The organism is Acinetobacter sp. BWR-L5 (genome assembly GCF_039655985.1).
Taxonomy (GTDB): Bacteria; Pseudomonadota; Gammaproteobacteria; order Pseudomonadales; family Moraxellaceae; genus Acinetobacter; species Acinetobacter johnsonii.
Window position 1 is genome coordinate 357,293 of record NZ_JAGFEV010000004.1, and the last position, 12,476, is coordinate 369,768.

Annotated in this window: 11 protein-coding genes and 1 riboswitch; of the genes, 7 read left to right on the plus strand and 4 right to left on the minus strand. The window is 44.2% G+C overall.

Annotation, left to right across the window (positions count from 1 at the left end; genetic code table 11):
• The first annotated feature begins 4 nt into the window (after positions 1-4).
• Positions 5-277 (plus strand): oxidative damage protection protein, encoded by a 273-nt coding sequence (locus JZ787_RS09590; protein ID WP_004978611.1) that lies wholly within the window; start codon positions 5-7, stop codon positions 275-277.
• 501 nt (positions 278-778) lie between these two features.
• Here JZ787_RS09590 and phoU read toward each other — a convergent pair.
• Positions 779-1,495: a phosphate signaling complex protein PhoU gene (gene phoU / locus JZ787_RS09595; RefSeq protein WP_004692799.1), complete on the minus strand. Its 717-nt coding sequence runs from the start codon at positions 1,493-1,495 to the stop codon at positions 779-781.
• Between the two features lie 89 nt (positions 1,496-1,584).
• A complete protein-coding gene (locus tag JZ787_RS09600; RefSeq protein WP_346312192.1) occupies positions 1,585-2,913 on the minus strand; it encodes a TolC family outer membrane protein in 1,329 nt (442 codons plus the stop codon).
• 280 nt (positions 2,914-3,193) lie between these two features.
• Here JZ787_RS09600 and JZ787_RS09605 point away from each other — a divergent pair, with 280 nt between their 5' ends.
• From JZ787_RS09605 to gluQRS, 6 genes are all read left to right on the plus strand, one after another.
• On the plus strand, positions 3,194-4,246 hold the full coding sequence (locus JZ787_RS09605) for a hypothetical protein (protein WP_346312193.1): 1,053 nt from the start codon (positions 3,194-3,196) through the stop codon (positions 4,244-4,246).
• A 68-nt stretch (positions 4,247-4,314) separates the two neighbouring features.
• Positions 4,315-4,442: riboswitch (TPP riboswitch) on the plus strand.
• A 144-nt stretch (positions 4,443-4,586) separates the two neighbouring features.
• Entirely contained in the window at positions 4,587-6,479 is a 1,893-nt protein-coding gene (thiC, locus tag JZ787_RS09610) for a phosphomethylpyrimidine synthase ThiC (protein WP_346312194.1), read from the plus strand.
• A 75-nt stretch (positions 6,480-6,554) separates the two neighbouring features.
• Complete coding sequence (locus JZ787_RS09615; protein WP_346312195.1) at positions 6,555-7,175, plus strand: NUDIX domain-containing protein; 621 nt, start codon at positions 6,555-6,557, stop codon at positions 7,173-7,175.
• Positions 7,176-7,185: 10 nt separating this feature from the next.
• Positions 7,186-7,983 carry a 3',5'-cyclic-AMP phosphodiesterase gene (cpdA, locus tag JZ787_RS09620; RefSeq protein WP_218289281.1) on the plus strand — a complete coding sequence of 266 codons (798 nt, stop codon included), beginning with the start codon at positions 7,186-7,188 and terminating at the stop codon, positions 7,981-7,983.
• 209 nt (positions 7,984-8,192) lie between these two features.
• Entirely contained in the window at positions 8,193-8,720 is a 528-nt protein-coding gene (gene dksA / locus JZ787_RS09625; RefSeq protein ID WP_004692816.1) for an RNA polymerase-binding protein DksA, read from the plus strand.
• Between the two features lie 2 nt (positions 8,721-8,722).
• A complete protein-coding gene (gene gluQRS / locus JZ787_RS09630; RefSeq protein WP_256350782.1) occupies positions 8,723-9,643 on the plus strand; it encodes a tRNA glutamyl-Q(34) synthetase GluQRS in 921 nt (306 codons plus the stop codon).
• 152 nt (positions 9,644-9,795) lie between these two features.
• Here gluQRS and ftsW read toward each other — a convergent pair whose 3' ends face one another.
• Together ftsW and murD are read right to left on the minus strand one after the other, a co-directional pair.
• A complete protein-coding gene (gene ftsW / locus JZ787_RS09635; protein WP_010325707.1) occupies positions 9,796-10,992 on the minus strand; it encodes a putative lipid II flippase FtsW in 1,197 nt (398 codons plus the stop codon).
• A 19-nt stretch (positions 10,993-11,011) separates the two neighbouring features.
• A complete protein-coding gene (gene murD, locus JZ787_RS09640; protein WP_078425932.1) occupies positions 11,012-12,358 on the minus strand; it encodes a UDP-N-acetylmuramoyl-L-alanine--D-glutamate ligase in 1,347 nt (448 codons plus the stop codon).
• Between the last annotated feature and the right edge of the window lie 118 nt (positions 12,359-12,476).

Consider the following 12,476-nt stretch of genomic DNA (forward strand, 5'->3'; position numbering starts at 1 on the left):
AGATATGACTCGACAAGTTTTTTGCCGTAAATATCAAACAGAAATGGAAGGTTTAGACTTTGCACCGTTTCCTGGTGCAAAAGGCCAAGAACTTTTTGAAAGCATCTCCAAGCAAGCTTGGGGAGAATGGTTAAAGCACCAAACCACTTTAATCAATGAAAAACGCCTAAATGTGTTTGAACCTGATGCGAAAAAGTTTCTTGAAGAACAACGTGAGAAGTTCTTTAACAATGATGAAAGCTTAGAAAAAGCAGAAGGCTTAAAGCCTGAGGCGTGATAAAGCGGAGCACTGCTCCGCCACGCTGCAAGATGAAAAGCTATGCTTGGCGTGACCAATAGAGTATTACTCTGAAAATTATCTAAACTAAGCGAAGCACACAGTTTCACATTTGAAAAGCCCCGACATCGGGGCTTTTCATTTTTATTCGTACAATGTTCTATCCAAGCACAGGGATGACCACCCCCCAAATAGATGACATATTGATGACCCAATGACGTTATAAAGCCGTTATTTGTATCTAAATAATTAAGTGTAAACATAGCGCTACACAACCATTGCAAAACTCAACATTACACTACAAGAACCTACATGACGCAGAAAAACATCTTTCCTATAATGGCATTCAAGGATAGAGGGAAACCTCTTATCGATAACGATAAATATCCCCGATTTTAGTCTCAGATTTCCCCCAAAGTCTGAGATTTTTTTTATCCGAAAATTAAGCAACCATTAAAAAGCACAACCGAAGTTGTGCTTGAAAAATAAGTTTCGCTTTTTTTATTTTTGGATATGTTTTTCAACTTCTTCAAAACTGGTATGACGTACATCCAAACCTTTCACCATGTAAATCACTTGCTCAGAGATATTCCGTGCATGGTCGCCAATACGCTCTAATGAACGTAATACCCACATCACATTAATCACACGGGCAATATGACGCGGGTCTTCAATCATATAAGTCATCAAAGTACGTGTTGCAGACTGATATTCACGGTCAATATCAGCATCGGCCATCATCACACGTAGCGCTTGTTCTGCATCTAAACGTGCAAAAGCATCTAGGGCATCATGAATCATGACACGGACTTGGTTACCAATATGACGCGTTTCCATATAACCGCGAGGGGATTCACCATCTTCACATAAGCTTTGCGCAATACGAGCAATTTTCGCAGCTTCATCACCAATACGCTCTAGGTCGGTATTGGCTTTCGACATCGCAATCACCATACGCAAATCAATCGCAGCAGGATGACGACGCGCCAAAATCAAGGTCAAAGCTTCATCAATTTCACGTTCGAGCTGATTCACCGCATTGTCTTTAAACTGAACATCGACCGCTAAGTTGGCATCGGTGTCGAGTAGCGCATGAATTGCATTTGCCACTTGTTGCTCTACCAAACCACCCATGGTCATAAATTTAGTGTTCACATCCTGCAAATCTTCATTGAACTGCGAAGAAATGTGATGGTTTAAAACAGGACTATTTGGCAAAGGACGCACTCCACAGCAACATCATGAGGGACTAAAGATTGAGCGATATTAAAGCATAGCAATTGTGAAGATTTGATGACAAGACCCTTTTATAAGCGTGCTTTGTCCACCAACCATGCATTCATTTCTTGAATATCTTGTTCAGTCAACTTACCCACAGATGCCTTTAAATGCAAGACATTGATCAAGTAGTCATACTTGGTATTGACATAATCTTGCTTGGCCGAAAAGGCATTGCGCTGTGCCAGTAAAACATCGACCATGGTTTTTAAGCCCTCTTGATACTGCGCTTGGGAGGCACGAGAGACGAGGCTGGATGACTCCATAGCAGCTTTACGTGCTTGCAACTTGGCTTGGTCTGTTTCCACTTGCAAATAAGACTTTTTCACCTCGGTGTTGGCTTTACGGATGGCAGCATCCAATTCGGCTTCAGATTTTTTGACGTTGACGGCAGCTTTTTGAATCGACTTCTTGGTTCGCCCCCCCGTATAGACATTCCAATTCATCTCAATACCAATCTGATCAAAGTTGCCTTTGGCCGACATAATATTCTCAGGAGTCTGCTCACTATAACCATAGCTTCCCACAGCTTCAATTTGCGGATACAACGCAGCTTGTTCAACCCGTTTTTGATCTTCAGCATAGCGCTGTTGCAAGCGTGCCTGCTGAATGCCTAAGTTCTGTGCGAGAGCCAAATTAGTCCATGCCGAAAGCTCTGCTGGATAAGGCTTTTGAAACTGAAAGTCTTCTCGCAACACTGCCAAGTTTTCTTGATAAGGCCCGATCATTTGCGCCAGTTGTTCCTGCGCCAAGACCAGTTGTACATGCGTCGCAATGCGGTTAGCTTGTGCGCTTTGGTACTGTGCATTAGCTTCACTCACATCACTTTTTGCTACCAAACCCTCTCTGAGTTTGGCATTCATCATATTCAGTTGTTCAAGTAAGGCTTGTTCTTCTTGTAAATTGGCTGCGGTTAAACTTTGTTGGCGCAGTACATTAAAATAGGCTTCCGTCACCTCTAAAATGTGCTGCTGACGCTGTAGCTGTAAATTGACTTCACTTAAACTGAGGGAGGTCTTGACTTGTTTCAACCCTTCCCACGCATCCCAACGAAAAAGGGGTTGGCGCGCCGTAATCGCCACTTGTTTGGTGGTGGTCGTATCGGGCATGGAAAGAACCGAACTCACCTGCCCAATGGGTTGATTTTTTCGAGTCACATTGCCAGACAGACTAATAGTAGGTAGTAAGTTACCTTGAGCAATGCCTAAATTGAGTTGATCTGCTTCATATTGGAGTAAATTGGCTTGCCAGTTAGGATCATTGACTTTGGCGCGTTGTAATGCGTCGACCAAATCCAAGGCATGACTCCACGGCGCGAAAAACAACACACAGCTGGCCAGAACACATTTAATCTTCATTGTTTTTGGTCCACCTTTCCGCCTCACTGGCCTCGTTCTAAGCAACGCTATACTAAAACGAGTTGTCATTATTTTCGTATATTTTTTATTGCACTGGTTACAATAGCGCGCACTAATCTGTTCATTATGAAGTAAATATTGAATAGTGTCATAGCCCGTTCAACAAACTCATTCACAATACTACACATTAAAAATTCCATTCCCCCTATAAAATGAGCCACGGAGAAAAGGAGTTTCTCTACTGTGTTGTCGCTGAACTGAGTTTTTTGATCGAGTCGCTGTGAATCATTCTTCTTTATTTTCGCTTAAACCTTACGCACTGATTTTTATGTGTGCGCTGTTGGCTGCCTGTCAGAAACCTGAACCTGTCAGCTTTCAAGAGCCCGCACAAATAGAAGCATCTTCGACTCAAACCTTGGACTTAACCGATTTGTGCCAAAAAATTGATAAAAACATGTCGGAAATAGATGCACAACGTACGACTTTTGCTCTAGAGCAAATCAATCAAGATCTTAAGCTGTGTTTACCTTTACTCGGCTTTCAACAACAAAAGCATTTATTGGGTTTATCCAATAAAATGTACCATGACTTTTTATCGGTTGAACGTACGCCGCAACAGCAGCGCGCTTTTGAAAGCTATGCCCTAGAAATGGCTCAACATCCGACCATTCAACAAAGTCTTTTTGAGCAACTCACCATTCGCGACCAATACCTAATCAAACACCAAGGGCAGTCTTATGTCGAGCTGTTTGATGCAGGCGAAGGACAAGTGCATTACCGCCGTAGCCCTGAATATTTAGCCAAAATTTTTGCGCCTTATCTCCCTGTCGCAGAGCAAGAGTTTATTGAACATCTGGCAACACAAAATCAATACCCTGCCGTGATTGGTAGTCAGGTCAAAATTGACGCCAAAGAAATTGCGGATCGTGCGCTGTATTGGGAAAGCTATTTACAGCAATATCCGAAAAGTAGCTACCACCAAGATGCACGTCATCTATTGAATCTATACTGCACCCTCTTGTTTATCGGACTCGATACTCAACGCGTTTACGATGGCTATACCGTGCAAAGCAACTATTTGGAAGAAATTAAACGCCTCGCTGAACTGAAAAATTCAATTGTGACAGATCAAGCGCGCTTATTTTTAAAGTTCGTGGCGCTCAGCCCTGAACAAAGAGCGGCTCAAATCATCTTGCCTGCTTCCGCTCATGCGCAGCGCCTCGGTGCAGATCAACTATTACAAAGACAATTGGCGCATTTTATTCAACTACGTATGGTCCAACCCGATCAAGGCAAAGACTGCTTAAGCGATGCCATTTGCTTAGAACGTTGAACAGATATCCCTTCACACTTTGAATAAAAAGATCGCTGTTTTTAACAACAGTGCATGTTAAGATGATGCATCGCTTGACGGAGCGCGAGTAATTGCTCGCTGAGATCAGCTAAGACTTTTCAATAAAGTTTTGAAGCTGAGTACCGTTGAACCTGATCAGGTTAAGACCTGCGTAGGAATCAAGCCATCTAAAAACTGAACGCCTTTCATTGAACTATTTCCAGTAGAAATACATCCGTTGCATTTGTATCACCAAATCAACAACACACAGAAGTAGCTTCAATTGCCATCGTTTTTGGTCGTGCTTGATTCGTTGATGTCATTCATAAGGATCATTGCAATGAACCAGTTAACGAATCTTTCCGCTGAAATTTCAGCACAACATGAACAAGATGCCAAAGATCTGACCCGTATCTTGCCTGCCTCTAAAAAAGTCTATATCCAAGGTTCGCGCCCAGACATTCAAGTTCCCATGCGTGAGATTGAACTGACCGAAACCCCAACAGGCTTAGGCGGTGAGTACAATCCACCAGTGATGGTGTATGACACCTCTGGTGTGTATACCGACACCAATGTCAGTATTGATCTGAACAAAGGTCTACCTAATGTCCGCGAAAATTGGATTGAAGAGCGCAACGATACCGAAATGTTAGACAGCCTCAGTTCACGCTTTGGTCAAGAGCGTTTACGGGATATTCGTACCGCTGATATTCGTTTTGCCCATATTCAAAAACCACGTCGTGCCAAAGCAGGCCTCAATGTCACGCAGATGCATTATGCCAAACAAGGCATCATCACTCCTGAGATGGAATACATCGCTATTCGTGAAAATCAGCGTCAACGTGAAGGGGTCGATGCACGTCAGCACGCGGGGCAAAACTTTGGTGCGCATAACTTGATGGAAATCACGCCTGAATTTGTGCGCAAAGAAGTGGCTGAAGGGCGGGCGATTATCCCTGCCAATATTAACCACCCTGAAATCGAACCGATGATCATTGGCCGAAACTTCTTGGTGAAAATCAATGCCAATATTGGCAACTCGGCTCTCGGTTCTTCAATCGATGAAGAAGTCGCAAAAATGACGTGGGCAACCCGTTGGGGTGCAGACACCATCATGGACCTCTCCACAGGAAAGAACATCCATGAAACCCGAGAATGGATTATTCGTAACTCACCTGTTCCGATTGGTACGGTACCGATCTATCAAGCTTTAGAAAAAGTTGATGGGGTGGCGGAAGACCTGACGTGGGAAATCTTCAAAGACACGCTGATCGAGCAAGCGGAGCAAGGCGTAGATTACTTCACCATTCATGCAGGTGTCTTATTACGTTATGTTCCAATGACGGCGAATCGCCTCACCGGTATTGTGTCTCGTGGTGGTTCGATTATGGCACAGTGGTGTTTGGCCCATCATCAAGAAAACTTCCTCTATACGCATTTCGATGAAATCTGCGAAATCATGAAAGCCTATGATGTGTCATTCAGCCTCGGCGATGGCCTACGTCCAGGGTGTATCCAAGATGCCAATGACGAAGCACAGTTCTCTGAATTACGCACTTTAGGTGAGTTGACCCATCGTGCATGGAAACATGATGTGCAAGTGATGATTGAAGGTCCAGGGCATGTGCCTATGCATATGATCAAAGAAAATATGGATCTACAACTTGAAGTCTGCCAAGAAGCGCCCTTCTACACTTTAGGGCCATTAACCACCGATATTGCACCGGGTTATGACCATATTACTTCTGCGATTGGTGCGGCGATGATTGGTTGGTATGGGACTGCCATGTTGTGCTATGTCACGCCAAAAGAACACTTGGGCCTGCCGAACAAAAAAGACGTCAAAGATGGCATCATCACCTATAAAATTGCAGCACATGCGGCAGATTTGGCCAAAGGTCATCCGGGTGCGCAAGTTCGTGACAATGCTCTGTCTAAAGCACGTTTTGAATTCCGCTGGGAAGATCAGTTTAATCTCAGCCTTGATCCAGACACGGCGCGTAGCATGCATGATGAAACCATGCCGAAGGAAGCGCACAAGTCTGCGCACTTCTGTTCGATGTGCGGTCCCAAGTTTTGCTCGATGAAAATCACACAAAACGTGCGTGATTATGCACAAAACCAGCAAAACGCTGCACTGAATAAAATTCAGCAAGAAGAGGTCGAAACCGGTCTCGATAGCATGAAAAAACAATTCCATGCAAGCGGACAAAACTTGTACCAAAAAGTGTAAGCTGATAAAAAACCTTTTGTAATCATGCGATTCTCAGTTAGGATGAAATGATAAATTTCATCCTGATTGCGCTTTATGAACATAATTAAGCAAGCTACATATCACCGTGAAGATGTCCAAATTGTAGACAGAGCCTTTGTTTTTCAGAGTTTTGTTCAAGTAGAAAAAGTAAATTTACGTCATCGCCTGTTTAATCAAGCTGAGTACACCGCTGTGATTTCACGTGAGCTTATTCAGCGCCCTGAAGCGGCGGGTGTCTTAATTTATGATGATGCACAACAAAAATTTGCCTTGATTGAACAGTTTCGTATTGGTGCTATGGATGATCAAGATTCAGCTTGGCAGCTGGAGATTATTGCGGGAGTACTCGATGGTGATGAATCACCTGAAAGCTGTATTCGCCGTGAAGCATTAGAAGAATCAGGCTGTCAGATTGAACACTTACAACATCTGTTTAGCTTTTATCCTTCAGCAGGTGCCTGTGCGGAACTGTTTCATCTGTATAGTGCTGCGGCCAATTTACCCGAACAAGGTGGCGTATTTGGTATGCCCGATGAAGGTGAAAATATTTTATTACACCTGATTGATTATGCGCAGATCGATACATTACTTTCCAATGGTCGGCTCAGAAATGCGCCTGTCATAATGGCCTTGCAATGGCTACAACAACAGATTAAAACGACAAGGAATGTCTAAGGGGTCAGGCATGACTTTAAATAATGAGAAAAATTGGACCATTATCCAAATTTCAGATACGCACTTGATGGATCAAGATCATCTGGAGTTTGTACGTATGAATCCAGAGCAAAGCTTTCATCATGTGATGCAACATATTGTTGAGCGTCACCCACAGCTGAATGCCATCGTCCATACAGGTGACTTGGCACAAGTACCTGTGCCTCGAACCTATCAACGCTATTTAGACTTTATGCAGAGTTTAAAGACGCCGTTTTATCAGGTTCCGGGCAATCATGACAATGCCGAACACTTCCCTTTTCATCAGCAGCAAAACAAAGTTCATGTGATTCACTTCGGCCCTTGGAGCGTGGTTTTACTTAATAGTGCTGTCAAAGGTAAAATCGATGGCTGGGTCGATGAAGCACAATTGAACCAACTGGAACAAATCCTACAAGAATTTGCCCTGCAACACATTGTGATTGCCTGTCATCATCATCCTTTTGAAATGCAGTCAAAATGGATTGATCAACATAAACTCAAGAACACCCAAGACCTCACTGCGGTTCTTGCGAAATACCACAATGTCAAAATTGTGCTGTCGGGACATGTCCATCAAGAATCATGGCGTGAATGGCATGGTATTCAGTTTTACTCGACGCCGTCTACCAGTGTCCAATTTAAGCCTTTAAGCGATCATTTCGCCTTAGATGAGCAAGCACCAGGTTATCGTATTTTACAATTAAACGCAGATGGCAGCCATGAAACCCACGTAGAACGTGTCTTACATGCACAGCAAAAAATAAATGTTGAAATTTCAGGTTATTAACTTTTCATTTTTATCGTTTTCAATTACCTTAGTTGCTCTTACGAAAAAGTGATCAATTTAATCCAAACATCAAAGACTATCAAAATACTTAAAAAGTCTATATGATGACGACCCCCGAGGGTGAATCTCCTCGAGGGTGGATAAAAACACTTGCATATCACCATATTTTTTGCGTATTAAAGATACGTATATGATGAGGATTGCCCTAAATGGCGAATGACAACCAAAATACTGTCTTAGACGAACAAACTGATGTTGTAGATGAAAAATCTACAAAACGTGTGCGCAAAACTAAGCCTAAAGCGACTGACGGTGGTTCTACTGCAAGCTTATTTGGTATTGAACCTTATCAGCCGAAAAAAAATGAAGAATACATGTCTGAAGGTCAGCTTGAGCACTTCCGCCAAATTTTGTTGGCATGGAAAGCAGAGTTGATGTCAGAAGTTGACCGCACACTCAACACCATGCAAGACGAAAACACCGCTTTGCCTGATGTGAATGACCGCGCGACACAAGAAGAAGAGTTTGCAATTGAACTACGTACACGTGACCGTGAACGTAAGCTCATCCGCAAAATCGAACAATCAATTGAAGCGATTAAAAACGATGACTATGGTTTCTGTGAAACCTGTGGTATCGAAATTGGTCTGCGCCGTTTAGAGGCTCGTCCAACTGCGACTTTATGTATTGACTGCAAAACACTGGCAGAAATCAAAGAGAAGCAAAATAACGGTTAATCATGTTATTCAATAATCCTCCCCCAACCCCTCCTTTACATAAGGAGGGGGACAACAGGATGGCTTATGTGGGTCGGTTTGCGCCATCGCCAACCGGCCCTTTGCATTTTGGTTCACTCATCACCGCCGTTGCCAGTTACTGTGAAGCAAAAGCACATCAAGGCTCATGGTTGGTTCGTATCGAAGATACCGACATCCCGCGTATTTACCCTGGCAGTGAAAGCCATATCTTGCGTTGTATCGAGGCTTTCGGCTTTCAGCCCGATGCGGAGATCATTTTCCAAAAAGATCGTCTCGACCTATATGAAGACGTGATTCAACAACTGCATCAACTCAAACTGGTCTATGCTTGTCAGTGCACCCGCAAAATGCTCGGTTCTAACCACATTTATGCAGGCACCTGCCGTGACCTTGCTCTGCCTTTTGAGCAACAAGCCATTCGCGTCAAAGTGGAAGATGTCGAGATTTGTTTTGATGATGCTCTGCAAGGCAGACACTGCTCACAACTGGCACATGAGCTCGGTGACTTTGTACTGAAACGCCGGGATGGCATTATCAACTATCAATTAGCGGTCGTGGTAGATGACTACCTACAAGGCATCACCCATGTGGTTCGTGGTGCAGATCTATTGGATAATACCGAGCGCCAAATTTATTTAGGTCAACTACTAGATTACCCACGTCTTAGCTATATGCACCTGCCTTTAGCCATGAATGATCAAGGGCAAAAGTTGTCTAAACAAAATATGGCACAGGCACTGGATCTTAACCAAGCCCCCACACTACTCGCTCAAGCAATACGCGCTTTAAATCAGCCAGTTGTCGAACTAGACCACCCTGAACGAATGTTACAACAAGCCATCGCACAATGGGATGTTTCACTGATTCCGCACCGTACTACCCTGCATGGTATCTATTTATAGCAAAACGATTGCGACAGAAACTCAACTCTAGATATAGCGCGCAACGTTTGTAATTGAAAGAAATTCAAAAATTTAGGAAGGGCTCAAACGCTATCCGCATAAAACGAAAAGTACGTTTAGTCTGCGGAAAGCGTCATGAAAGAACAACCCGCTTAGAAGCTGGATTCTTCTTTGGTTGGATTGGCACTTTGTGTTGTTGCATCAATTTTCAAAATCAAACTGATCATCACTGCGCACATAATCAGTGATGAACCGCCATAACTAATGAAAGGTAGCGTCAGACCTTTGGTTGGCAGCATCCCCATATTCATACCTGCGTTTACCAAAATTTGCAGTAAGAAAATAATCGATACCCCATAAGCCAAATAACCCGCACGCAAGTACTGATTTTTCAAGGCACGATGACCGACTTTGATACAGCACAGCAACATGGTAAAGGACAGAATTAAGACCGTAGTGATCCCGAAAAAGCCAAACTCTTCGCCTAAAATGGCCAACATGAAGTCGGTATGCGCTTCAGGCAAGTAGGCCATTTTCTGTACACTGTGGCCAAGTCCTACACCAAACCATTCACCACGCCCAAAGGCCATCAAGGCATTGGAAAGCTGGTAACCAGTGCCTAGCGGATCTTCCCAAGGGTTTGAGAAAGACATTAGACGTTCAAAACGGTAAGGCTCAAATACAATCAGAAAGACAAAGGCCGCAAAAATTGCACCAAAAGCCATACCAAACTGAATCAACGGCGCGCCAGCAAGGAAGAAGATACCGAGCATCATCAAACTAATCACCACGGTTGCACCCAAGTCGGGCTCCGCAATAATCAAACCCACCGTCAAAAGCATAATGATGCCGAGACGGATCAAACCTTTGATGTTATTTCTTACTTCTTCGGCACGGCGTACCACATAGTCCGCTGTGAAGATCGCCATCATTACTTTGGCGACCTCAGAAGCCTGTAACGTAAAGCCCGCAACACGAATCCAGCGGGTCGAACCATTGACCTCTGTCCCGACAACAAGCACGGCAGCCAGCAGTAAGATAGTCAAAATCCACAGCGGAAAGGTATTATTGAACCAAACATTGAGCGGAACTCGGTATACCGCATAGGCCAAAACGCCAGCCACGGCAATTGAAATGCCGTGACGAAGGACATAGTGAAATGAATTCTCATGAAGGCGTTCAGCATAAGGCATAGACGCAGATGCGACCATGATCGAACCTAAACACAACAACGCAATGACGCAGAAGATCAACACATTACGTGGTGTCACTTCGCTGGGTACACGCGGCGCCCAACGGCTATAAAACTGGTTAATTTTATTGATCGTTGTCTGAGCAAACTCAGCCATCTCAATTTCCTTATTATTTTTAGTGGAGTTCTTGCACACAAGCGACAAACTGATGTCCGCGCTGTGGGTAACCACTGAACATATCAAAACTTGCACATGCAGGTGACAATAACACGACATCATGGGCTTGGGTATGGGCTTGGCAAAGTGCAACCGCCTGCTCTAAAGTCTCAGCATGCAGCAAGGTCGTTGTTCCTGCCACAGCTTGTTCAATCAACGCCGCATCTTCACCAATCAATACCGCCACTTTCACGTATTTGCTCAAAGCCTCACGTAAAGCGCTAAAGTCTTGCCCTTTGCCTTGACCACCTAAAATGATCGCGACCTTACCACCTTTGGCTTCAATCGCAGCGCCTAGACCATCAATCGCAGCCAGTGTTGCGCCGACGTTGGTACCCTTAGAGTCATTATAGTAACGGACACCCTCAACTTCTTTCACAAACTCACAGCGATGTTCTAAGCCTTTAAAGCTTTTCAACGTTTCCAACATAGACTCCAGTGGCAAGTTGATTGCCTCACCCAAAGCCAAACAGGCCAAAGCATTGGCCACATTGTGTGTGCCTTGAATATACATCTCTGCACTGTTCAATAAACGTGTGCGACCACGAGCCAACCAGATCGTACCGTCGTCATCTCTTAATACACCGTACTGATTCATATCAGGCGCATTTAAACCAAAGCTTTGCATTGGCGTAGCATCAGGGACCAAAGGACGAGTAAGTGAGTCATCACGGTTATGAACGACTTTTTTCACGCCTTGGAAAATGCGATGCTTCGCGGTGTGATAGCCCATCATATCGCCATGACGGTCAAGATGGTCTTCACTCATATTCAGCACCACCGCAACTTCAGCTTGTAAATTTGAAGTGGTTTCTAACTGAAAGCTAGATAGTTCTAAAATGTATAAATCTGGCTGATCTTTGGTTAGGTCCAAGGCTGGGCGACCAAGGTTACCGCCTACCGCGACTTTCACGCCTGCATGTTCAGCCATCAGACCAATCAAGGTCGTCACAGTACTTTTTGCATTAGACCCAGTAATGGCCATGATTGGCTTGTCAGTTGCACGGCGTAAAATCTGAATTTCACTCACAACGGGAATGCCTTTGGCAATCGCAGCTTGAATTTCAGGTAGTTTCGGATCGAGCCCAGGGCTAATAACGATTTCTTCAGCAGACAACAACAGTTCTGCGTCAAACTGACCAAAACTGGTTTGTACCTCTGCTGGAATTTGGTCATGACCGGGCGGGGTCGATCGAGAGTCCGTTACTGCAACGCGGTAGCCTTGGTTATGTAAAAAATTGACCGCTGCAACACCAGAAATGCCGAGCCCTGCAACGACCTTAAGTCCACCACGTTGTATTAACATTTTCGCCCCATGCTTGGTCTGAGATTTATCTGCGGAAATGTTAGCACTTTGCTGTTTTGAATGCTTTTTCTGTTTTGACTTTCCTGCACTTTTTTTGTGTCAGTGCGTAAAAAAGCCG